16 protein-coding genes are annotated in these 22,628 nt (G+C 65.1%); 13 read left to right on the forward strand and 3 right to left on the reverse strand.

Annotated features, from left to right (window positions below):
- Nucleotides 1-47: 47 nt before the first annotated feature.
- From LLJ08_RS19550 to trhP, 3 genes are all read left to right on the forward strand, one after another.
- Nucleotides 48-1,478, forward strand: coding sequence for an aspartate kinase (locus LLJ08_RS19550; RefSeq protein WP_045666733.1), 1,431 nt, complete (start codon nt 48-50; stop codon nt 1,476-1,478).
- 174 nt (nt 1,479-1,652) lie between these two features.
- Nucleotides 1,653-1,871 carry an HP1242/YdcH family protein gene (locus LLJ08_RS19555; protein ID WP_041015392.1) on the forward strand — a complete coding sequence of 73 codons (219 nt, stop codon included), beginning with the start codon at nt 1,653-1,655 and terminating at the stop codon, nt 1,869-1,871.
- A gap of 127 nt (nt 1,872-1,998) precedes the next feature.
- Nucleotides 1,999-3,372: a prephenate-dependent tRNA uridine(34) hydroxylase TrhP gene (trhP, locus tag LLJ08_RS19560; RefSeq protein ID WP_041015393.1), complete on the forward strand. Its 1,374-nt coding sequence runs from the start codon at nt 1,999-2,001 to the stop codon at nt 3,370-3,372.
- 33 nt (nt 3,373-3,405) lie between these two features.
- Here the strand turns inward: trhP and LLJ08_RS19565 are convergent, their stop codons facing one another.
- Nucleotides 3,406-6,258 (reverse strand): putative bifunctional diguanylate cyclase/phosphodiesterase, encoded by a 2,853-nt coding sequence (locus tag LLJ08_RS19565; protein ID WP_228207743.1) that lies wholly within the window; start codon nt 6,256-6,258, stop codon nt 3,406-3,408.
- Between the two features lie 255 nt (nt 6,259-6,513).
- Between LLJ08_RS19565 and uvrD the strand changes: the two genes are divergently transcribed.
- The 3 genes from uvrD (at nt 6,514) to LLJ08_RS19580 (ending at nt 10,905) form a co-directional block, all read left to right on the forward strand.
- The gene (gene uvrD, locus LLJ08_RS19570; RefSeq protein ID WP_228207744.1) at nt 6,514-8,703 is read left to right on the forward strand and encodes a DNA helicase II; all 2,190 of its coding nucleotides are present in this window, start codon (nt 6,514-6,516) and stop codon (nt 8,701-8,703) included.
- A 73-nt stretch (nt 8,704-8,776) separates the two neighbouring features.
- Entirely contained in the window at nt 8,777-9,880 is a 1,104-nt protein-coding gene (locus LLJ08_RS19575; protein WP_228207745.1) for a TRAP transporter substrate-binding protein, read from the forward strand.
- Nucleotides 9,881-10,062: 182 nt separating this feature from the next.
- Complete coding sequence (locus LLJ08_RS19580; RefSeq protein ID WP_042922961.1) at nt 10,063-10,905, forward strand: Tim44 domain-containing protein; 843 nt, start codon at nt 10,063-10,065, stop codon at nt 10,903-10,905.
- A 117-nt stretch (nt 10,906-11,022) separates the two neighbouring features.
- Here LLJ08_RS19580 and LLJ08_RS19585 read toward each other — a convergent pair whose 3' ends face one another.
- Together LLJ08_RS19585 and LLJ08_RS19590 are read right to left on the reverse strand one after the other, a co-directional pair.
- A complete protein-coding gene (locus tag LLJ08_RS19585; RefSeq protein WP_228207746.1) occupies nt 11,023-11,973 on the reverse strand; it encodes an alpha/beta fold hydrolase in 951 nt (316 codons plus the stop codon).
- Nucleotides 11,974-12,010: 37 nt separating this feature from the next.
- Entirely contained in the window at nt 12,011-12,439 is a 429-nt protein-coding gene (locus LLJ08_RS19590; RefSeq protein ID WP_228207747.1) for an organic hydroperoxide resistance protein, read from the reverse strand.
- A gap of 119 nt (nt 12,440-12,558) precedes the next feature.
- Here LLJ08_RS19590 and LLJ08_RS19595 point away from each other — a divergent pair, with 119 nt between their 5' ends.
- The 7 genes from LLJ08_RS19595 (at nt 12,559) to selB (ending at nt 22,607) form a co-directional block, all read left to right on the forward strand.
- The gene (locus LLJ08_RS19595) at nt 12,559-13,395 is read left to right on the forward strand and encodes an AraC family transcriptional regulator (protein ID WP_228207748.1); all 837 of its coding nucleotides are present in this window, start codon (nt 12,559-12,561) and stop codon (nt 13,393-13,395) included.
- A gap of 150 nt (nt 13,396-13,545) precedes the next feature.
- Nucleotides 13,546-16,620 carry a formate dehydrogenase-N subunit alpha gene (gene fdnG / locus LLJ08_RS19600; protein WP_228207749.1) on the forward strand — a complete coding sequence of 1,025 codons (3,075 nt, stop codon included), beginning with the start codon at nt 13,546-13,548 and terminating at the stop codon, nt 16,618-16,620.
- Nucleotides 16,620-17,558 carry a formate dehydrogenase subunit beta gene (gene fdxH, locus LLJ08_RS19605; protein ID WP_228208963.1) on the forward strand — a complete coding sequence of 313 codons (939 nt, stop codon included), beginning with the start codon at nt 16,620-16,622 and terminating at the stop codon, nt 17,556-17,558. Before fdnG ends, fdxH begins: the two co-directional genes overlap by 1 nt.
- 57 nt (nt 17,559-17,615) lie before the next feature.
- The gene (locus tag LLJ08_RS19610; protein ID WP_045666661.1) at nt 17,616-18,239 is read left to right on the forward strand and encodes a formate dehydrogenase subunit gamma; all 624 of its coding nucleotides are present in this window, start codon (nt 17,616-17,618) and stop codon (nt 18,237-18,239) included.
- A gap of 131 nt (nt 18,240-18,370) precedes the next feature.
- Nucleotides 18,371-19,288 carry a formate dehydrogenase accessory protein FdhE gene (fdhE, locus tag LLJ08_RS19615; RefSeq protein WP_228207750.1) on the forward strand — a complete coding sequence of 306 codons (918 nt, stop codon included), beginning with the start codon at nt 18,371-18,373 and terminating at the stop codon, nt 19,286-19,288.
- Nucleotides 19,285-20,694, forward strand: coding sequence for an L-seryl-tRNA(Sec) selenium transferase (gene selA, locus LLJ08_RS19620; RefSeq protein WP_228207751.1), 1,410 nt, complete (start codon nt 19,285-19,287; stop codon nt 20,692-20,694). The genes fdhE and selA overlap by 4 nt, the downstream gene beginning before the upstream one ends.
- Entirely contained in the window at nt 20,691-22,607 is a 1,917-nt protein-coding gene (selB, locus tag LLJ08_RS19625) for a selenocysteine-specific translation elongation factor (RefSeq protein WP_228207752.1), read from the forward strand. Before selA ends, selB begins: the two co-directional genes overlap by 4 nt.
- Nucleotides 22,608-22,628 lie beyond the last annotated feature (21 nt).

Below are 22,628 nucleotides of genomic sequence, written 5' to 3' on the forward strand. Positions count from 1 at the left end.
CGCGCCGGGCCCGTCAACGGCCTGCCAGATTCGGACGCAATAAAAAGATGCATACCGTAGAAAAGATCGGCGGCACGTCGATGAGCCGCTTCGAGGAAGTCCTCGACAACATCTTCATCGGCCGCCGGGAAGGCGCAGCGCTGTACCAGCGCGTCTTCGTCGTCTCGGCCTATAGCGGCATGACCAATCTGCTGCTGGAACACAAGAAGACCGGCGAGCCAGGCGTCTACCAGCGTTTTGCCGATGCCCAGAGCGAAGGCGCCTGGCGCGAGGCGCTGGAAGGCGTGCGCCAGCGCATGCTGGCGAAGAACGCCGAGTTGTTCAGCTCCGAGTACGAGCTGCACGCCGCCAACCAGTTCATCAATTCGCGCATCGACGACGCCAGCGAGTGCATGCACAGCCTGCAGAAGCTCTGCGCCTACGGCCACTTCCAGCTCTCCGAGCACCTGATGAAGGTGCGCGAGATGCTCGCCTCCCTCGGTGAAGCGCATAGCGCGTTCAACTCGGTGCTGGCGCTCAAGCAGCGCGGCGTCAACGCCCGTCTGGCCGACCTCACCGGCTGGCAGCAGGAAGCGCCGCTGCCGTTCGAAGAGATGATCGCCAGCCATTTTGCCGGCTTCGACCTGAGCCGCGAACTGGTGGTCGCCACCGGCTACACGCATTGCGCCGAAGGCCTGATGAACACCTATGACCGTGGCTACAGCGAGATCACCTTCGCCCAGATCGCCGCCGCCACCGGCGCGCATGAAGCGATCATCCACAAGGAATTCCACCTCTCTTCTGCCGACCCGAACCTGGTCGGTGCCGACAAGGTGGTGACGATCGGCCGCACCAACTACGACGTCGCCGACCAGCTGTCGAACCTCGGCATGGAAGCGATCCACCCGCGCGCGGCCAAGACCCTGCGCCGTGCCGGTGTCGAGCTGCGCATCAAGAATGCCTTCGAGCCCGAGCACGGCGGCACGCTGATCAGCCAGGACTACAAGAGCGAGAAGCCCTGCGTGGAGATCATCGCCGGACGCAAGGATGTCTTTGGCATCGAGGTGTTCGATCAGGACATGCTCGGCGACATCAGCCACGACATGGAGATCAGCAAGCTGCTCAAGCAGCTCAAGCTCTACGTGGTGAACAAGGACTCCGATGCCAACAGCATCACCTACTACGCCTCCGGCTCGCGCAAGCTGATCAACCGCGCGGCGCGGCTGATCGAGGAGAAGTACCCGGCGGCCGAGGTCACGGTGCACAACCTGGCCATCGTCTCGGCGATCGGTTCCGACCTCAAGGTCAAGGGTATCCTGGCCAAGACCGTGGCGGCACTGGCCGAAGCCGGCATCAGCATCCAGGCGATCCACCAGTCGATCCGCCAGGTAGAGATGCAGTGCGTGGTCAATGAAGAGGACTACGACGCCGCCATCGCCGCGCTGCACCGCGCGTTGATCGAGCCGGAAAACCACGGCGATGTGATCGCTGCGGCCTGATCCAGACGCAAGACCGAAACGCCGGGCTCGTCCCGGCGTTTTGCTGTCCGGCTTCCCGACTGCGTATGACGCGGGTCAATACCACAGGCAAGCACCGGTACGACCATGGAAGCACGAGGCAGCTCGGCCCGAGCCGATCTGCCCAACCCGCTCATCCATGCCGCAGGAGTTGCCATGTTCCCCGAGTACCGCGACCTGATCACCCGCCTGAAGGCGGAAAACAAGACCTTTGCCCGCCTGTTCGACGAGCACAACGAGCTGGATCAGCGAGTCAAGAACATCGAAGCGCACATCGTCCCGGGCACCGACAGCGAGGTCGAGACCCTGAAGAAGGAGAAGCTGCAGCTCAAGGACCGGCTCTACGCCATGCTCAAGGAAGCGCCCGCCGCCTGATCCTCGGCGCCCCGCTCAGGCGGGGCGCCATTGCGCCTCACCCCGAATATCGCAGACGACGCGCAATCGACCGCCGAGCGCAGTAAAATGCCGCGCTTCTTCGATGCCCTCCTGCGAGTCCCGCGCCATGAGCACCCCCTACCGCACCGAGCTGCTGTCGCCTGCCGGCACGCTGAAATCCATGCGCTATGCCTTCGCCTACGGCGCCGATGCGGTGTACGCCGGGCAGCCGCGCTACAGCCTGCGCGTGCGCAACAACGAGTTCGACCATGCCAACCTCAAGCTTGGCATCGACGAAGCACATGCACTGGGCAAGCAGTTCTACGTGGTGGTCAACATCGCCCCGCACAACGCCAAGCTGAAGACCTTCATCAAGGATCTGGAGCCGGTGGTGGCGATGGGACCGGATGCGCTGATCATGTCCGACCCCGGGCTGATCATGCTGGTGCGCCAGCACTTCCCGCAGCAGACCATCCACCTCTCGGTGCAGGCCAATGCGGTGAACTGGGCGACGGTGAAGTTCTGGGAGAGCCAGGGCGTCAGCCGCGTGATCCTCTCCCGCGAGCTGTCGCTGGAGGAGATTGGCGAGATCCGCGAACAGGTGCCGGGCATGGAGCTGGAAGTGTTCGTCCACGGCGCGCTGTGCATGGCCTATTCCGGCCGCTGCCTGCTGTCCGGCTACATCAACAAGCGCGACCCCAACCAGGGCAGCTGCACCAACGCCTGCCGCTGGGAGTACAAGACCCATGAGGCGAAGGAGAACGAAGTCGGCGACATCGTGCACAAGTACGAGCCGATTGTCGTGCAGCCGGCACAAACTCCCAGCCCCGACCCAACCCTCGGTATCGGCGCGCCGACCGATGAGGTATTCCTGCTCGAAGACAGCAGCCGTCCAGGCGAATTCATGTCCGCCTTCGAGGACGAGCACGGCACCTACATCATGAACTCCAAGGACCTGCGCGCCGTGCAGCACGTCGAGCGCCTGGTGCAGATGGGCGTGCACTCGCTGAAGATCGAAGGCCGCACCAAGAGCCACTACTACGTGGCGCGCACTGCGCAGGTCTACCGCAAGGCCATTGACGACGCCCTCGCCGGTCGGCCGTTCGACAAGTCCCTGATGGACACCCTCGAGTCGCTGGCCCACCGCGGCTACACCGAAGGCTTCCTGCGCCGCCATGTGCATGACGAATACCAGAACTACGAGCGCGGCTTCTCGCTCTCCGAGCGTCAGCAGTTCGTTGGCGAGCTGACCGGCGAACGCCGCAACGGCCTGGCCGAGGTGACGGTGAAGAACCGCTTCGCGGTTGGCGACCGGCTGGAACTGATGACGCCGCAGGGCAACCTCAACCTGCGCCTGGAGCAGCTGGAGAACAAGCGCGGCGAAGCCATCGAGGTGGCTCCTGGCGACGGTCACACGGTCTACCTGCCGGTGCCGGAAGACGTCGATCTGCGCTACGCGCTGCTGATGCGCGAACTCGAAGGCAGCACCACCCGCGGCTGACGCCGCTACGGGCGGCGCGTTACCGCGTCGTTGCTAGCGCAGTAATTCGGCGAACTGTTCGGCCGGCACCGGCGGGCTGAGCAGGTAGCCCTGAATCTCGTCGCACTGGTTGCCCTTGAGGAAGTCCATCTGCGCCTGGGTTTCCACCCCTTCGGCCACCACCTTGCGCTCCAGGCTGTGGACCATGGCGATGATCGCCCGGGTAATCGCCGCATCCTGGCTGGAATGCTCCAGCTCACTGATGAACGAGCGGTCGATCTTCACGTAGTCCACCGGGAAGCGCTTGAGGTAACTCAGCGACGAGAAGCCGGTGCCGAAATCGTCGATCGCCAGCCTGACCCCTAGCGCGCGAAGTTGCTCGCTGATGCTGATGGCATTGTCGATATCGTCCAGCAACTGGCTCTCGGTCAGCTCCAGCTCCAGCATGGTCGCCGGCAGGCCGGTTTCCTCGAGCACCTGGCGCACCAGGCTGACGAAGTTGCCCTGGCGCAGCTGCTTGACCGAGAGGTTCACCGACACGCGAATCTCAGCCAGCCCGTCCTGCTGCCACTGGCGTGCCTGGCGGCAGGCCTCGCGCAGGACGAACTCACCGAGCGGAATGATCAAACCGGTTTCTTCGGCCAGCGGAATGAAGTGCGCCGGCGCGACCAGCCCGCGCTGCGGATGACGCCAGCGCACCAGCGCTTCGGCGGCCTCCAGAGCATCGTCGGCCAAGCTCAGACGTGGCTGATAGAAGACTTCCAGCTGGCCGACTTCCAGCGCCTTGCGCAGCTGATTCTCCAGCTGCAGGTACTGCATGCTCGACGCCTGCGGCCGGTCGGTGAAGAACTGCAGCGTGTTGCCGCCCAGATGCTTGGCCTGCTGCATGGCCATGTTCGCCTGGCGCAGCAGGACTTCCGCGTCACGGCTGTTGTCCGGCATCAGGCTGACGCCGATGGAGGCGCTGATGACCAGCTCCTGCTCATCGATGATCAGCGGCTTGCGGATTCGCTGCAGCAGCCGGCTGCCCAGATGCGCCAGGCTGCTGAGACTGCCGTAGGCGTCGAACAGCACGACGAACTCATCGCCGGACAGCCGCGCGATGGTGTCAGCATCGGCCAGGGTCTGGGTGATGCGCCGCGACATCTCGCGCAGCAATGCGTCAGCGGCCTCGTGCCCGAGGCTCTCGTTGAGCAGCTTGAAGCGGTCCAGATCGATGTAGAGCACCGCCATGTTGCGGCCGTTGCGGCGCACCCGCTGGCAGGCCTCGTGCAGACGCTCCTTGAGCAGGCCGCGGTTGGCCAGCCCGGTGAGGTCGTCGTAATGGGTCAGGTAGCGCAGACGCTCTTCGATCTTGCGCCGCACACTGAGGTCGGAGATGAACGCGACCACATGGGTGACGCTGTCGTTGGCATCGCGCACTTCGCGCAGCTGCACCCACTGCGGGTAGACCTCGCCGCTCTTGCGGGTCTCGATCAGCTCGCCCTGCCAGTGACCGTGCAGTTCCAGCGCTTCACGCATGGTCTGGTACTGGCGCTGACTCTCCGGCGAACCGGCGATGCGCGCCACGCTGTGCCCGAGCAATTCCTCGCGGCTGTAGCCGGACAGCGCGCAGCAGGCGTCGTTGACCGCCAGCACGCGGTAGTGATCGTTCATGATCACCATGCCTTCGCTGGCCGCCTCGAACACCGTCGCTGCCAGGCGCTGCTGTTCGGCCTGGCGGCGCAGCTCGCTGATGTCGCGACGGGTGCCGATCATGCGCAGGGCACGGCCAGCGGCGTCACGCTGGATCACCCGGCCGCGATCCTCGAGCCAGATTTCGCTGCCGTCGGCGCGCAACGCACGGTATTCGACGGCAAACTGCTCGGTTTCGCCCTTCAGGTGCGCGATCAGGATGGCGCGCACGCCTTCCAGATCCTTGGGATGGATGTCCGGCAGTGGCGAGCCATCCTCATCGTGGCGGTGCTGCCGGCCGATACCGAAGACCACTTCCAGGCGGGAATGGTGAACATGGTTGTTCTGCAGATCCCAGTCCCACAGCCCGAGGCCGCTGGCATCCAGCGCCAGATTCAACCGCGCCTCGCTTTCCCCTAGCTCTTCGGCGAGCTGCGCGAGTTCCGCGGTGCGCTCGGCGACGCGCTGCTCGAGGCCATCGTAGGCACTGCGCAGCTGCTTTTCGGCATGGCGTCGCTGCTCCACTTCCGAGGCCAGGCGGCGATTGAGCTGGTCGGCTTCGCGGCCGGCGTTTTCCAGCCGTTCGATCAATTGCTGCTTATGCAGTCGCTGCTCGAGCCCATCGCTGACCAGCCGGCTGATCTGCCAGCCGATCAGGCTGAGGGTCGCCAGCACGATCATCGCCAGCAAACCCCAGCCCTGCTGCAGCGGGTGGCCGCTGGTCATCAGCAATAGGCCGGTGGGCAACAGACTTGGCACGGCGAAACTGAAGAAAGCGGGAAGACAAACACCATAGGCGACGCTGGCGGCCACGACGACCGAACCGATCAGCCCATAAAGCAGCGCCTGGGTAACAAAGACATCAGCCGGCACCAGCACGACCATGGCATAGCACAGGCTCAGCGCAGAAGCGCCACTGCCGACTACAAAGCGCCAGCGCCAGCAGGGTGCGGCTTGCGCCTCGGGGCTGACCCGGTTGAAGGCGAAGATCTGTTGCAAGCGCAACAGTGCGAGCGCGGCCATCCAGCCCAGCCACAGCACAAGTTCGACACCACCCTGCTCGCCCCAGAGCACCACACCGAGGACCAGCGTAGCCAGCAGCAATAGCCAGGCGGGCACGCGGGAACCTCGATACAGCAGCCGGGTACGCTCGGCAGCATAATCGGCCGCCGACGCCCCGCTGGATAATGGCTGTGTTGATGCCGGGCAGGCGGCTCGGATGGAATCGGTCATGAATATTGTTCTAGTAATAACTGCACCTAAAACAGGCTCCCTCGGAACCATACCACCGTCGATAATGGCACGTTGATGGCGCCGCGTCATACCATGGTGCGTCGGAAAAACGGCGATCGGTACTCCAGCCGACCAGCGGAAGGTTCCGCCAGGCGCGATCGACCAGGACCGCGCCCGCGCCGGTTTGCCGCAGACTGCGCTTTCGAATGGACCGCAGGGCGAGCGCAGCGCAGGCATTTCCAATAGAATGCCGCGATGCATGACGATCTCTCTCTCCTCCTGAATTCCCTCAACGATGCTCAGCGCCAGGCCGTGGCCGCGCCGCTTGGCCGCCAGTTGGTATTGGCTGGTGCCGGCTCGGGCAAGACCCGCGTTCTGGTGCACCGTATCGCCTGGCTGCACCAGGTCGAGCGCGCCTCGCTGCACTCGATCCTGTCGGTGACCTTCACCAACAAGGCTGCCGCCGAGATGCGCCAGCGCATCGAGCAGCTGCTGCACGTGAACCCGCAGGGCATGTGGGTGGGCACCTTTCACGGCCTGGCCCACCGCCTGCTGCGCGCGCACTGGCAGGAAGCCAAGCTGGCGCAGAACTTCCAGATCCTCGATTCCGACGACCAGCAGCGCCTGGTCAAACGGGTGATCCGCGAACTCGGCCTCGACGAGCAACGCTGGCCGGCGCGCCAGGCGCAGTGGTGGATCAACGCGCAGAAGGACGAAGGCCTGCGTCCGCGCAACATCCAGGCCGGCGGTGACCTGTTCCTCGCCACCCAGCTGAAGATCTACGAAGCCTATGAAGAGGCCTGCGCCCGCGCCGGGGTGATCGATTTCTCCGAGCTGCTGCTGCGCGCCCTGGACCTGTGGCGCGACCACCCGGGCCTGCTCGATCACTATCAGCGGCGCTTCCGCCACGTGCTGGTCGACGAGTTCCAGGACACCAACGCCGTGCAGTACGCCTGGTTGCGGCTGCTGGCCAAGGGCGGCGAGAGCCTGATGGTGGTCGGCGACGACGACCAGTCGATCTACGGCTGGCGTGGCGCGCGGATCGAGAACCTGCACCAGTTCAGCCAGGATTTCCCCAATGCCGAAACCATCCGCCTGGAGCAGAACTACCGCTCCACCGCCTGCATCCTCAAGGCCGCCAACGCGCTGATCGCCAACAATCAGGGCCGTCTCGGCAAGGAGCTCTGGACTTCCGGTTGCGAGGGCGAGCCGATCAGCCTGTACGCCGCGTTCAACGAGCACGACGAAGCGCGTTACGTGGTCGAGAGCATTGAGAAGGCCATCCGCGACGGCATGAGCCGCAGCGAGATCGCCATCCTCTACCGCTCCAACGCCCAGTCGCGGGTGCTGGAAGAGGCGCTGCTGCGCGAGAAGATTCCCTACCGCATCTACGGCGGCCAGCGCTTCTTCGAGCGCGCCGAGATCAAGAACGCCATGGCCTACCTGCGCCTGATCCAGACCCGCGACAACGACGCGGCGCTGGAACGGGTGATCAACGTGCCGGCACGCGGCATTGGCGAGAAGACCGTCGAGTCCCTGCGCCAGCTGGCGCGTGATCAGGGCCTGTCGATGTGGGCGGCGCTGCATCAGGCGGTCGGTACCAAGGCGGTTTCCGGCCGCGCTGCCAGCGCGCTGAACGCCTTTGTCGAGCTGGTCGATACCCTGGCGTTGAAGGTCGAAGGCATGCAGCTGCACAACATGGCGCAGCTGGTCATCGAGCAGTCCGGGCTGCTTGCCTATCACCGCGACGAGAAGGGCGAGAAAGCCCAGGCGCGGGTGGAAAACCTCGAGGAACTGGTCTCCGCCGCGCGCGCCTTCGACAGCTACAGCGAAGAGGACGACGACGTCCAGTCACCGCTGGCGGCCTTTCTCGACCACGCCTCGCTGGAGGCCGGCGAACAGCAGGCCGGCGACCACGAGGACAGCGTGCAGCTGATGACCCTGCACAGCGCCAAGGGCCTGGAGTTCCCGTTGGTGTTCCTGGTCGGCATGGAAGAAGGCCTGTTCCCGCACAAGATGAGCCTGGAGGAATCCGGCCGTCTGGAAGAAGAACGCCGCCTGGCCTACGTCGGCATCACCCGCGCCATGCAGCAGCTGGTGATCACCTACGCCGAAACGCGCCGGCTGTACGGCAGCGAAACCTATAACAAGATCTCGCGTTTCGTCCGCGAAGTGCCGCCGGCACTGATCCAGGAAGTACGTCTGAGCAATACCGTGACGCGCTCGTTCAGCGGCAAGAGCATGAGTGGCTCGTCGCTGTTCGACGGCGCCGGCGTGCCGGAAACGCCGTTCAGCCTCGGCCAGCGTGTACGCCATTCGCTGTTCGGCGAAGGCACCATCCTCAACTTCGAAGGCTCCGGCGCCCAGGCCCGAGTGCAGGTGAATTTCGAGGATGAGGGCAGCAAATGGCTGATGCTCAGTTACGCAAAACTTGAAGCCCTGTAGGGTTGACGCTAACGTCAACCCGTCATACCAACAAGCCATTCCTATAAGAAGAATCTTCCAAGGATACCGACCCATGAAACGCCGCCATCTGTTCGGTGCTGCCGCTGCCTTGCTTGCTACCCTCGGCCTTGCCGGCTGCAATGACGACAAGAACGTCGAAACCGCAGGCCAACAAGCCGCCAGCGAACCCGCCAGGACCTACACCTGGAAGATGGTCACGGCCTGGCCGAAGAACTATCCCGGCCTGGGCACCGCCGCCGAGCGCCTGGCCGATCGCGTCAAGGTGATGAGCGACGGTCGCCTGACCATCAAGGTCTACGCCGCCGGTGAGCTGGTCCCAGCGCTGGAAGTGTTCGATGCCGTTTCCCGCGGCACCGCCGAACTGGGCCACGGCGCCGCCTACTACTGGAAGGGCAAGGTGCCCACCGCGCAGTTCTTCACCTCGGTACCGTTCGGCCTGTCCGCCATCGAAATGAACGCCTGGCTGAGCAAGGGCGAAGGCCAGAAGTTCTGGGAAGAGGCCTATGCGCCTTTCGGCGTGAAGCCGATGGTGGTCGGCAACACCGGCATGCAGATGGGCGGCTGGTACAACAAGGAAATCAATGCGCTGGACGACCTGCGCGGGCTGAAGATCCGCATGCCGGGCCTCGGCGGCGAAGTGCTGGCGCGTCTCGGCGCGACCACCGTGAATCTGCCCGGCGGCGAAGTGTTCACCGCACTGCAGACCGGCGCGATCGACGCCACCGACTGGGTCAGCCCGTACAACGACCTGGCCTTCGGTCTGCACAAGGCCGCCAAGTATTACTACTACCCAGGCTGGCAGGAGCCGCAGGCGGTGCTGGAGCTGCTGGTGAACCAGAAGGCGATGGACACCCTGCCCGAGGACCTGCAGGCGATCCTCACCGAGGCGACCCGTGCGGCCAGCCGCGACATGATGGATGACTACGTCTACAACAACGCCCTGGCGCTGGACCAGCTCAAGCAGCAAGGCGTGGAGCTCAAGCGCTTCCCCGACGAAGTGCTCGGCGCCATGCAGGAGCAGTCGGAGCTGGTGCTCGGCGAGCTGGCCGAACAGAGCGAGCTGAACGGCCGCATCTGGGCGTCGATGAAAGCCTTCCAGGAACAAGTCAAGCCGATGCACGAGATCTCCGAGAAGGAGCTGTACAACTGGCGTTGATCCAGCGCTCGAACGAACGGAGCCGCGAGGCTCCGTTTTCGCAACCGCACCACCCTATCTGAGCCAGCCCTGGCGCGACCAACGGTCGCAAGCAAAAGCCGGTAACATACTGCCCCTGGCCAACCCCTGCCTGCCTCGGCAGGATGGCGCGCGTACTCCACTCTTTTTAGCGGGAACACTCAATGCAACGTGTGCTTAGCATCTTCATGGCGCTGTGTATCAGCCTGACCTTCGCGCTCGACGCCCACGCCAAGCGTTTCGGCGGCGGCAAGAGCTTCGGCTCGGCGCCCAGCCACCAGACCCGCCAGGCGCCCCAGCAGACCCAGGCCGCACCGAATCAGGCTGGCCGTCAGACGCCCGCTGCCGCCAGCGGTGCCTCGCGCTGGCTCGGCCCGCTGGCCGGTCTGGCCGCCGGTGGCCTGCTCGCCTCGATGTTCATGGGCGACGGCTTCGAGGGCATCCAGTTCATGGATATCCTGATCTTCGGCCTGATCGCGTTCCTGCTGTTCCGCTTCCTCGCCGCCCGCCGTCGCCAGCAGCAGCCTGCCATGGCCGGCCATGCGCCGATGCAGCGTGACATGCCGCAGCAGCCGTCGACCTCCATCTTCGGTGGCAGCGCCGCTCCGGTCGCCGCCGCTCCGGTGATCAATGCCCCGGCCTGGTTCAACGAGCAGAGCTTCGTCGCCGCAGCCCGCGAGCATTTCCTCTCGCTGCAGCAGCACTGGGACGCCAACGAGATGGACAAGATCTCCGAGTTCGTCACCCCGCAGCTGCTGGGCTTCCTCAAGCAGGAGCGCGCCGAGATCGGTGATGCCTATCAGTCGACCTACATCGACGATCTGCAAATCCAGCTCGACGGCGTCGACGACGATGCCGAGAAGACCACCGCGACCCTGACCTTCACCGGCACCGCGAAGACTTCGCGCTTCGACCAGGGCGAGCCGTTCAGCGAAAGCTGGCGCATGGAACGTGCCCAGGGCGAGAACCAGCCTTGGCTGGTCGCTGGTATCCGCCAGAACGCCTGATCGGCGTCGTGTAGAAAATCTGGTCTGCCTGAGCGCAATCCACAGACAAACCCCGCCATCTGGCGGGGTTTGTCGTTTCTGAGCGGCAAGTGGCGCGGTGCTGCGAGCCGCTCCACATCACTCCTTGAGAAAGGCCAGCAGATCGTTGTTGAAGCGCTCCTTGTGGGTGTCGGTCAGGCCGTGCGGCGCGCCGGGATAGACGATCAGCTTCGCGCCCTTGACCAGAGCGGCGGACGCCTGCCCCGAGCTGTCCAGCGGCACGATCTGGTCATCGTCGCCGTGGATCACCAGCGTCGGCACATCGAACTTCTTCAGGTCGCCGCGAAAATCGGTGGCTGAGAAGGCGGCAATGGAGTCGTAGGTGTTCTTGTGCCCGGCCTGCAGCCCCTGGGCGCGCCAGTTGTCGATCAGCCCCTGGGAGACCTTCGCCCCCGGACGATTGAAGCCATAGAACGGGCCGGAGGCGAGGTCGAGGTACAGCTGCGCGCGATCCTCCAGCGATGCCTTGCGGATGCCGTCGAACACTTCCAGCGGCAGCCCACCCGGGTTATCCGCGGTTTTCAGCATCATCGGCGGCACGGCGCTGACCAGCACGGCCTTCTTCACCCGTTCGGTGCCGTGGCGGCCGATGTAGCGCGCCACCTCGCCGCCACCGGTGGAGAAGCCCACCAGGGTGACATCCTTCAGGTCCAGCGCCTCGATCACCGCGGCCAGGTCGTCGGCGTAGTGATCCATGTCGTTGCCTTCCCATGGCTGGCTGGAGCGGCCATGGCCGCGGCGGTCGTGAGCGACCACTCGGTAGCCCTCGGATGCGAGGAACAGCATCTGTGATTCCCAGCTATCCGAGTTGAGCGGCCAGCCATGGCTGAAGGTGACAACCGGACCGTCCTTCGGGCCCCAGTCCTTGTAGTACAGCTGCACGCCATCGACCGTGGTGATGGTGCTGGCGGTGCGAGCGCTGGCGATACTGGATGTCGGTTGCATGGTCTGCTCCGGCTGCGCGGCGAAAACTGGCTGCATCGCGATGGCCAGCAGCGGGAGGGTGAAGGTGCGGATGATGGCATTCATGGCGTGTGTCTCCTGTTAGTAGGTGCGGTGGGCTGGATCAGTCGGCGAGGATCAGGGTTACGTCGATGTTGCCGCGGGTGGCATTGGAGTACGGGCAGACCACGTGGGCCTGGTTGACCAGCTCCTGCAACACGTCGCGGGCAATGCCGGGCGCGCTGATGGTCAGCTCGGCTTCGATGCCGAAACCGGTGGGGATCTGGCCGATGCCGACCTTGCCGGTGATGCGGGTGTCGGCCGGCAGGACGACCTTCTGCTTGCCGGCGACGAATTTCAGCGCGCCGAGAAAGCAGGCCGAGTAGCCGGCAGCGAACAGCTGCTCGGGGTTGGTGCCGGGGCCGGCGGCGCCGCCCAGTTCACGCGGAGTGGACAGTTGCACGTCGAGCGCGTGATCGGAGGAGCTGGCGCGACCTTCACGTCCGCCGGTGGCGGTTGCAGTGGCGGTGTAGAGAATCTTTTCGAGGGTCATGGCTACGGTTCCTGTTCTGCTGGTAGGCCAGGGCGTTGTTGCCCGGTGAGAGCTATTCTGCTCACCAGAAAAAACTATTGGTGACGTAGAATCCGGAAAACATGATCAGGAGTACGAAGATGGCCGACCGGCTCGCTGCGCTGATGACCCACTTCCCGATGAGCGCACAGGTGTTCAATACCGGCCCCCTGTGCGGCATCAACACGCTGCAAAGCGATGGCGTGCACGGACAGCTGCACCTGGTGCGCAGCGGCACGCTGGAGGTGCGCTATGGCAGGGAATCGCTGCAGGTCGCGCGCCCCAGCCTGTTACTGTTTCCGCGACCGCTGACGCACCGTTTCATCATCGCCCCCGGGCAGAACGCCGACATGGTCTGCGCAAACCTGTTGTTCGAAGGCGGCACCAGCAACCCGATCGCCTCGGCGCTGGCCGATGTCGTCTGCCTGCCGCTGGATCAGGTCTGGGGCGCCGAGCCGATCCTCTCGCTGCTGTTCGAGGAGGCCTTCGAGCAACGCTGCGGTCGCGTGGCACTGGTCGAGCGGTTGCTCGAAGTGGTGATGATCCAGGTTCTACGCCAGCTGATGGAAAGCGACGAGGTGAATGGCGGGCTGCTCTCCGGGCTTGCGCACCCGCGCCTGCGCAATGCTCTGGTGGCGATGCACGAAGCGCCGGCGCAGGACTGGACGCTCGAGGAGCTGGCCAGCGTTGCCGGGATGTCGCGCAGCGTGTTCGCCACGGCCTTCCGCGAGACCGTCGGCACCACGCCGGGGCAGTATCTGCAGGGCTGGCGCGTCCGCCTGGCGCAGAAGGCCCTGCGTCGCGGACGGCCGATCAAGATGATCGCGTTCGAAGTGGGATATGGCAGCGAAGCCGCGTTCTCCCGGGCGTTCAAGGCGCACGCCGGGCATTCGCCGCGGGAGTGGAAAAAGCGGCTGGTCACGGCCGCTGACGGGTGAATTCGCGGCACAACCCAGGCTCTTTCATAGGTGCAGCGCGAGGCAGCGGAGCGCGGAATTAGCCCTTTACTTTGCCCATTCTTGACTAAGCTGCTTAGCAGACGCCGGCAAAGCATCGGCGTACCAGCCTGATAAGAAGGAGAACCTCCGATGGATATGAACCGTCGACAGTTCTTCAAGGTCTGCGGTGTGGGCCTTGGGGCGTCGAGCATGGCGGCATTGGGTATGGCCCCACCGACGGCGTATGCCGAGTCGATCCGGCATTTCAAACTGACCAACACGCGCGAAACCCGCAACACCTGCCCCTACTGCTCCGTCGGTTGCGGATTGATCATCTACAGCCAGGGCAGCGGCGGCAAAAACGTTGCGCAGAACATCATCCACATCGAAGGCGACTCCGATCACCCGGTCAACCGCGGCACCCTGTGCCCGAAAGGCGCCGGCCTGCTCGACTTCGTCCATAGCCCCAACCGCCTGACCCACCCGGAAGTCCGCGAAGCCGGCAGCAACGAGTGGAAGCGCATCGAGTGGAGCGACGCCCTCGACCGCATCGCGCGGCTGATGAAGGACGACCGCGACGCCAACTTCGTCGAACGCAACGAAGAGGGTCAGACGGTCAACCGCTGGCTGAGCACCGGTTTCCTCGCCGCCTCGGCGTCATCCAACGAGGCTGGCTACATCACCCACAAGGTGGTTCGTTCACTCGGCATTCTGGGATTCGATAACCAGGCACGTGTCTGACATGGCCCGACGGTGGCAAGTCTTGCCCCGACGTTTGGCCGTGGAGCCATGACCAATCACTGGTCCGATATCCAGAACGCTGACCTGATCCTGATCATGGGCGGTAACGCCGCCGAAGCGCACCCGTGCGGCTTCAAATGGGTCACCGAGGCCAAGGCGCGCAACAAGGCGCGGCTGGTGGTCGTCGATCCGCGCTTCACCCGTTCGGCCTCGGTGGCCGACATGTATGCGCCGATCCGCACCGGCACCGACATCGCCTTCCTCGGCGGGCTGATCAACTACCTGCTGGAAAACGACAGGATCCAGCACGAGTACGTGGTCAACTACACTGACGTCTCGTTCATCGTGAAGGAAGGCTTCGGCTTCGAGAATGGTCTGTTCAACGGCTACGACGGCGATCGGCGTACCTATACGGACAAGGCTAGTTGGAGCTACGAGCTGGACGAAGACGGCTTCGCCCGCGTCGACAAGAGCCTGACCCACCCACGCTGCGTGTTCAATCTGCTCAAGCAGCACTACAGCCGTTACACGCCGGAAGTGGTCAGCAACATCTGCGGCACACCGCAGGACAAGATGCTGCAGGTGTGGGAGACCATCGCCGAAACCTCGGCCCCGGGCAAGGTCATGACCATCATGTACGCCCTGGGCTGGACGCAGCATTCGACCGGTTCGCAGATGATCCGCACCGGCGCCATGGTGCAGCTGCTGCTCGGCAACATCGGCATGCCCGGCGGCGGGATGAACGCGCTGCGCGGGCACTCCAACATCCAGGGCCTGACCGATCTCGGCCTGCTCTCCAACCTGCTGCCAGGCTACATGACCCTGCCGCTGGAAGCCGAGCAGGACTACGCGGCCTACATCGCCAAGCGCACCGCCAAGCCGCTGCGCCCGGGGCAGCTGTCCTACTGGCAGCACTACGAGAAATTCCACGTCAGCCTGATGAAGGCCTGGTACGGCAAGAACGCCACCGCGGAGAACAACTGGGGCTACGACTGGCTGCCGAAGCTGGATATCCCCGGCTACGACGTGCTCAAGGTCTTCGACATGATGTACCAGGGGCAGGTCAACGGCTATTTCTGCCAGGGCTTCAACCCCATCGCCTCGTTCCCCAACAAGGCCAAGGTCAGCGCCGCGCTGGCCAAGCTCAAGTACCTGGTGATCATGGACCCGCTGGCCACCGAGACCTCGGAGTTCTGGCGCAACGCCGGCGAGTACAACGACGTCGACACCGCCAGCATCCAGACCACGGTGTTCCGCCTGCCGACCACCTGCTTCGCCGAGGAGGACGGCTCGCTGGTCAACAGCGGCCGCTGGCTGCAATGGCACTGGAAGGCCGCCGAGCCGCCGGGCCAGGCGCAGACCGACGTGGTGATCATGGGCGGGCTGTTCCATCGCCTGCGCGAGCTGTATCGCAAGGAAGGCGGCGCCTACGCCGAGCCGTTGCTCAACATCGACTGGGGCTATCGCCAGCCGGAAGAACCGACCGCCGAGGAAATCGCCCAGGAGTACAACGGAAAGGCCCTGAGCGATGTGTTCGACCTGCAGACCGGCGCCCAGGTGGCCAAGGCCGGCGAGCTGCTGCCAGGCTTCGGTCTGCTGCGTGCCGACGGCACCACCTCCAGCGGCTGCTGGATCTGGTGTGGCTCCTGGACCCAGGCCGGCAACCAGATGGCCCGACGCGACAATGCCGACCCCTACGGCATGGGCCAGACGCTGGGCTGGGCATGGGCCTGGCCAGCCAACCGCCGCATCCTCTACAACCGCGCTTCGGCCGACCCGGCCGGCGACCCGTGGGACCCGCAGAAGAAACGCCTGGTCTGGTGGGATGGCACCAAGTGGGGCGGCACCGACGTGCCGGACTTCAAGGTCGACTCGCGCCCAGAGGAAGGCATGAACCCGTTCATCATGAACCCCGAAGGGGTGGCGCGGCTGTTCGCCGTGGACAAGATGAACGAGGGGCCATTCCCCGAGCATTACGAGCCGTTCGAGACGCCCATCGGCCGCAATCCCATGCACCCGGATAACGTCCAGGCCATCAGCAATCCGGCCGCACGGGTGTTCAAGAACGACATGGAGCTGTTCGGCACCGCGGAGGACTTCCCCTATGCGGCCACCACCTACCGGCTGACGGAGCACTTCCACTTCTGGACCAAGCATTGCCGGCTCAACGCGATCACCCAGCCCGAGCAGTTCGTCGAGATCGGCGAAGTGCTGGCCAAGGAACTCGGCATCGCCGCTGGCGAGCGGGTCAAGGTGTCGTCCAATCGCGGCTATATCAAGGCGGTGGCGGTGGTGACCAAGCGCATCAAGCCGCTGACGGTGGACGGCCAGACCGTGCATCACATCGGCATTCCGCTGCACTGGGGCTTCGCCGGGGTGGCACGCAACGGCTATCTGACCAACACGCTGACGCCGTTCGTCGGTGACGCCAACACCCAGACGCCGGAGTTCAAGTCGTTCCTGGTCAACGTGGAGAAGGCATGATGGCTACTCAAGACGTGATTGCCCGCTCCGCCACGACCACCGAGCGGCCGTCGATCCGCGAGATCGGCGAGGTGGCGAAACTGATCGACGTCTCCAAGTGCATCGGCTGCAAGGCCTGCCAGGTGGCGTGTTCGGAATGGAACGACCTGCGTGATGAAGTCGGCACCAGCAACGGGACCTACGACAACCCGATCGACCTCACCGCCGAATCCTGGACGGTGATGAAGTTCGCCGAGTACGAGAACCCCGGCAGCGGCAGCCTCGAGTGGCTGATCCGCAAGGACGGCTGCATGCACTGCGCGGACCCTGGCTGCCTCAAGGCCTGCCCGGCGCCGGGGGCCATCGTGAAGTACGCCAACGGCATCGTCGACTTCAACCAGGACCACTGCATCGGCTGCGGTTACTGCATCACCGGCTGCCCGTTCGACATCCCGCGCATCTCCGAGAAGGACAAGAAGGCCTACAAGTGCACGCTCTGTTCCGACCGCGTGTCGGTCGGGCTCGAGCCGGCCTGCGTGAAGACCTGCCCCACCGGGGCCATCGTCTTCGGCAGCAAAGAGGACATGAAGGATCACGCGGCCGGGCGTATCGCCGATCTGAAGGAGCGCGGTTTCGACCAGGCCGGCCTGTACGACCCCGATGGCGTCGGCGGTACGCACGTGATGTACGTGCTGCACCATGCCGATCAGCCCTCGCTGTACAACGACCTGCCGAACGAGCCGACCATCAGTCCACTGGTCAGCCTGTGGAAGGGCGTGACCAAGCCGCTGGCCCTGCTGGGCATGGGCGCGGCGGTGCTGGCCGGGTTCTTCCACTACACGCGGGTGGGTCCTGTTCGCGTCGAGGAAGAGGACGAGAAGGCCGAACTCAGCGAGCCCGTGGTGCACCAGGTCGATCCTTCGGTGCATGTGGTCGACCCCAAGGAGCCGCGACCCTGAATCCGGCGGCCCCGTTCGCGGGGCCATCCTCGGAGTCGATCGCTCAAGGAGCCAACGATGAACAACAACGACATCGAACGCTACAACCCCTCGCAGCGGACCAATCACTGGATCGTTGCCATCCTCTTCGTACTCGCCGCGCTGTCCGGCCTGGCGCTGTTCCATCCGGCGCTGTTCGGCCTCTCCGGACTGTTCGGCGGCGGCACCTGGACGCGCATCCTGCACCCCTTCATCGGGGTCGCGATGTTCGTCTTCTTCCTCTGGCTGGCGATCCGCTTCGCCGGGCATAACCGCATCGAAGCACGCGACCGCCAGTGGCTCAGGCAGATCAACGACGTGGTGCACAACCGCGAAGACAAACTGCCGGAAGTCGGCCGCTACAACGCCGGGCAGAAGGTGCTGTTCTGGGTGCTGATCCTCAGCATGCTGGTGCTGCTGTTCAGTGGCATCGTCATCTGGCGCGAGTACTTCAGCAGCTTCTTCGGCATCGTCTCGCTGCGCTGGGCCAGCCTGCTGCATGCCATCGCCGCCTTTGTGCTGATCGTCAGCATCATCGTGCACATCTACGCCGCCATCTGGCTCAAGGGCTCGATGGGCGCCATGCTCTACGGCACCGTCAGCCGCGCCTGGGCGCGCAAGCACCATCCGGCCTGGTATAGGGAGATCACCGAGCGCAAATAAGCACACCGCTGTAAGCCGAAGACTCCCCGCACACGCGCGGGAATCTTCGACCTCGCGCATCATCGAAAGCCGAGCGACAGCCGGTGACGGACTATGCTGTTCGGCACAACCCCAAGAATAAGGAGTCCTGCGTGGCAGGCACCATTCTCGAACCCGGGCAGATCGAAGCCGCTGCCAGCAAACCACCCTTCCTCAACCTGCCACCGCGCAACCTGTTCGCCCTGCGCAGCGAGAGCCTGACCAGGCTCTCCGAAGGCCATCCGTTCGCCGACTACCTGCGCCTGCTGGCAGCGGTGTGCCAGGCGCAACAGCAGGTGGCGGACAACCCGCCGACAATCGCGCCGCTGGACGAACACCGCACCCGTGAAAGCCTCAAACACAACCTGCCGCCGCTGGCTGCCGATACTCTGGTGCGCGACGATGCCTGGCTGACGATGCTGGATGCCTGGCTGGATGCCTTCGTGGCGCCGGAAAGCCCCGCGGTAGTGACTGCCATCGAGCAACTGCGTGAGGCCGAAAGCGGCCAGCGCAAGGCATGGGCCGTAGCACTGGTCAGTGGCCAGTACGACAGCCTGCCGCCAGCACTGGTGCCCTTCCTCGGCGCCGCCCTGCAGCTGGCCTGGAGCCACTGGCTGCTGCAGCTCGACCTCTCCGACCTGCGCGAGCGCGAAGACCAGACCCACTGCCCCTGCTGCGGTGCGCCACCGATGGCAGGCATCATCCGCCATCGCGGCCAGCTCAACGGCTTGCGTTATCTGGTCTGCTCGCTGTGCGCCTGCGAGTGGCATTACGTGCGCGTCAAATGCAGCCTCTGCCGCAGCACCAAGAAGCTCGACTACCTGCACTTCGAAGGCTCGCCTCAGGGCGTCAAGGCCGAGGTCTGCCCCGAGTGCAACGGCTATCTCAAACAGCTCTACCTTGACCTGGCGCCGGATGGCGAAAGCCTCTCCGCCGACCTCGCCACCCTGGATCTGGACATGCTGCTGTCCGAGCAGGGCTTTCAGCGCCAGGCCCCCAACCTGCTGCTGGCGCCGGGAGGCGATGCATGAGCAGCAGCCACCTGCCCTCGGTCGACAAGCTGCTGCGCGACCCAGCCTGTCAGCCGCTGCAGCAGCGCTACGGCCGTCAGGCATTGCTGAGCACCCTGCGCAACCTGCTCGATGAACTGCGAGAACCGGCCCGCCACGGCCAGCTGGCTGCACTGGAATTGTCCGAAGCGGTACTCGCCGGGCGCGCCGGCGAACGCCTGGCCAGCCGCCACCGCAGCCGCGTGCGCCGGGTGTTCAACCTCACCGGCACGGTGCTGCACACCAATCTCGGCCGCGCCTTGCTGCCGGATGAAGCCATCGAGGCGATCACCCTCGCCGCACGTTACCCGCTCAATCTGGAATTCGATCTCGCCACTGGCAAGCGCGGCGACCGCGACGACCTCATCGAAGGACTGATCCGCGAACTGACCGGCGCCGAGGCCGTCACCGTGGTCAATAACAACGCCGCCGCCGTGCTGCTGGCGTTGAACAGTCTCGGCGCACGCAAGGAAGGCATCATTTCCCGCGGCGAGCTGATCGAGATCGGCGGCGCCTTCCGCATCCCCGACATCATGGCCCGCGCCGGCGTGAAGCTGCATGAAGTCGGCACCACCAACCGCACCCACGCCAAGGATTACGAAGCGGCGATCAACCCGCGCTCGGGTCTGCTGATGCGCGTGCACACCAGCAACTACAGCGTGCAGGGCTTCACCGCCAGCGTCGCCACCGCCGAACTGGCGTGCATCGCCCATGCCCACGATCTGCCGTTGTTGGAAGATCTCGGCAGCGGCAGCCTGCTCGACCTCTCGCGCTGGGGCCTGCCCAAGGAGCCGACGGTGCAGGAAGCGCTGCGCGAGGGCGCCGATATCGTCACCTTCAGCGGCGACAAGCTGCTCGGCGGCCCGCAGGCCGGGCTGATCGTCGGCAGCAAGGCGCTGATCCAGAAGATCAAGAAGAACCCGCTCAAGCGCGCCCTGCGCGTCGACAAGCTGACCCTTGCCGCGCTGGAAGCGGTGCTCAACCTCTATCGCGATCCCGACCGCCTGGCCGAACGCCTCACCAGCCTGCGCCTGCTCAGCCGCCCGCAGGCCGAGATTCGTACCCAGGCTGAACGCATCGCCCCGGCGCTGACCGCCGTGCTCGGCGAAACCTGGCAAGTCGCAGTAACCGATGCCCTGGGCATGATCGGCAGCGGCGCGCAGCCGGTGGCACGCCTACCCAGCGCAGCGCTGTGCATCCGCCCACAGCAGCCCAAGCGCCTGCGCGGCCGCAGCCTGCGCCAGCTGGAAGAAGCCCTGCGCTGCCTGCCGATTCCTGTGCTCGGGCGCATCGACGACGACGCCCTCTGGCTCGACCTGCGCCAGCTCGACGACGAGCCGGCCTTCCTCCAGCAGCTGATGCACCTGCAAGAGGAGCTGGCCCGTTGATCGTCGGTACCGCCGGCCATATCGACCATGGCAAGACCGCGCTACTGCAAGCCCTCACCGGGCAACAGGGCGACCGCCGCCGCGAAGAGCGCGAACGCGGCATCACCATCGACCTCGGCTACGTCTACGCCGACCTCGGTGAAGGCAGCCTCACCGGCTTTATCGACGTGCCGGGCCACGAGCGTTTCGTACACAACATGCTGGCCGGCGCCAGCGGCATCGACTGCGTGCTGCTGGTGGTCGCCGCTGACGACGGCGTGATGCCGCAGACCCGCGAACACCTGGCCATCGTCGAGCTGCTCGGCATCCGTCGCGCGCTGGTAGCGCTGACCAAGATCGACCGCGTCGAGCCGGTGCGCATTGCCGACGTCGAGCAGCAGATCGAAGACCTACTGGCCACCGGGCCACTGGCCGGCGCACCGATCTTTCCGGTTTCCAGCATCCGCGGCGATGGCATCGACGCCCTGCGCACCGCGCTGATCAATGAAGCCGCGCGCACCGCCGCACGCGGCGACAGCGGCCACTTCCGCCTGGCCATCGACCGCGCCTTTAGCGTCACTGGCGCCGGTGTGGTGGTCACCGGTACCGCCTTTGCTGGGCGCGTGCGAATCGGCGATGAACTGCTGCTCGGCCCCACCGGCAAACGCGTGCGCGTCCGCGGTCTGCACGCGCAGAACCGTGAAGCCAGCGATGCCCATGCCGGCCAGCGGGTGGCGCTGAATCTTGCCGGCGAGCGTTTGGCCGTCGAGCAGATTCATCGCGGCGACTGGCTGCTGCACCCCTTGCTGCATGCACCGACGCAACGCATCGATATCGACTTCCAGTTGCTGCCCGGCGAGGCCCACGAACTCAAGCACTGGACGCCGGTACACGTGCACCTCGGCGCCCAGGACGTCACCGCGCGCGTCGCCCTGCTCGAAGATGCGAGCCTGGCACCGGGCGAACGCGCCTTTGCCCAATTACTGCTGAATGCACCGAGCCACGCCGTGCATGGCGACCGCATCGTCCTGCGCGATCAGTCCGCCCAGCGCACCCTCGGCGGCGGCCGCGTGCTCGACCCGTACGCACCACCGCGCAATCGCCGCCGCGCCGCACGGCTGGAGCAACTTCGCGCCCTCGCCCAGCCGAGCCTCGAGCAGGCATTGCCGCCGCTGCTCGCCAGCGCCACCAACGGCATCGACCCGCAAAACCTGGAACGCCAGTTCAACCGCCCGCGCGAAGGCTGGCAGCTGCCGCACGGCGTATTGGAGATAAGCACACGACTGGGCCCACGATTGTTCGATAGGGCCCGCTGGAGCGAACTCGAAGTCACCCTGCTCGGCGCCCTGCAACGCTTCCACGAAGAACAACCCGACGAACTCGGCCCCGACCGCGACCGCCTGCGCCGCTATGCGCTGCCGCAACTGGAACGGCCGGTGTTCATCGCCCTGCTGGAGCAGGCACTGGCCGCCGGCAGCATCGAAACCAGCGGCCCCTGGCTGCACCGCCCCGATCACCGGGTGCGCCTGAGCGATACGGAAGAAGGTTTGAAGGAACGCCTGTGGCCGCTGCTCGAAGCCGGCCAGTTCGACCCGCCCTGGGTTCGCGACCTGGCCCGCGACCTCGGCGTCGACGAAACGCAGATGCGCAACCTGCTGCGCAAGCTCGCCCGCCTCGGCCTGTTGCAACAGGTGGTGAAAGATTTGTTCTACCCCGAGTTCACCATTCGCCAACTCGCGGGGCATGTACTGCAATTGGAAGCACAAAGCGGCGTGATCCGCGCCGCCGCCTTCCGCGACCGCATCCAGCTCGGCCGCAAACGCAGCATCCAGCTGCTCGAACACTTCGACCGCATCGGCCTCACCCGCCGCTTCGGCAACGAACGCAAAATCCGCCAGGACAGCGCCTTGGCGGTCCAGTCAGGCCTGGGGTAGGCTGGTCGCCGCTTCCTTTCT

The sequence above is a fragment of the Stutzerimonas chloritidismutans genome (assembly GCF_020783375.1).
Lineage (GTDB): Bacteria > Pseudomonadota > Gammaproteobacteria > Pseudomonadales > Pseudomonadaceae > Stutzerimonas > Stutzerimonas kunmingensis.

What these genes read in the sequence shown, in the direction of transcription:
- LLJ08_RS19610 (WP_045666661.1), top strand. Translation starts at nt 17,616, where the DNA reads ATGAACAACAACGACATCGAACGCTACAACCCCTCGCAGCGGACCAAT.
- LLJ08_RS19550 (WP_045666733.1), top strand. Translation starts at nt 48, where the DNA reads ATGCATACCGTAGAAAAGATCGGCGGCACGTCGATGAGCCGCTTCGAG.
- LLJ08_RS19595 (WP_228207748.1), top strand. Translation starts at nt 12,559, where the DNA reads ATGGCCGACCGGCTCGCTGCGCTGATGACCCACTTCCCGATGAGCGCA.
- selA (WP_228207751.1), top strand. Translation starts at nt 19,285, where the DNA reads ATGAGCAGCAGCCACCTGCCCTCGGTCGACAAGCTGCTGCGCGACCCA.
- fdxH (WP_228208963.1), top strand. Translation starts at nt 16,620, where the DNA reads ATGGCTACTCAAGACGTGATTGCCCGCTCCGCCACGACCACCGAGCGG.
- trhP (WP_041015393.1), top strand. Translation starts at nt 1,999, where the DNA reads ATGAGCACCCCCTACCGCACCGAGCTGCTGTCGCCTGCCGGCACGCTG.
- LLJ08_RS19555 (WP_041015392.1), top strand. Translation starts at nt 1,653, where the DNA reads ATGTTCCCCGAGTACCGCGACCTGATCACCCGCCTGAAGGCGGAAAAC.
- uvrD (WP_228207744.1), top strand. Translation starts at nt 6,514, where the DNA reads ATGCATGACGATCTCTCTCTCCTCCTGAATTCCCTCAACGATGCTCAG.
- LLJ08_RS19590 (WP_228207747.1), bottom strand. Translation starts at nt 12,439, where the DNA reads ATGACCCTCGAAAAGATTCTCTACACCGCCACTGCAACCGCCACCGGC.
- LLJ08_RS19565 (WP_228207743.1), bottom strand. Translation starts at nt 6,258, where the DNA reads ATGACCGATTCCATCCGAGCCGCCTGCCCGGCATCAACACAGCCATTA.
- LLJ08_RS19585 (WP_228207746.1), bottom strand. Translation starts at nt 11,973, where the DNA reads ATGAATGCCATCATCCGCACCTTCACCCTCCCGCTGCTGGCCATCGCG.
- LLJ08_RS19580 (WP_042922961.1), top strand. Translation starts at nt 10,063, where the DNA reads ATGCAACGTGTGCTTAGCATCTTCATGGCGCTGTGTATCAGCCTGACC.
- LLJ08_RS19575 (WP_228207745.1), top strand. Translation starts at nt 8,777, where the DNA reads ATGAAACGCCGCCATCTGTTCGGTGCTGCCGCTGCCTTGCTTGCTACC.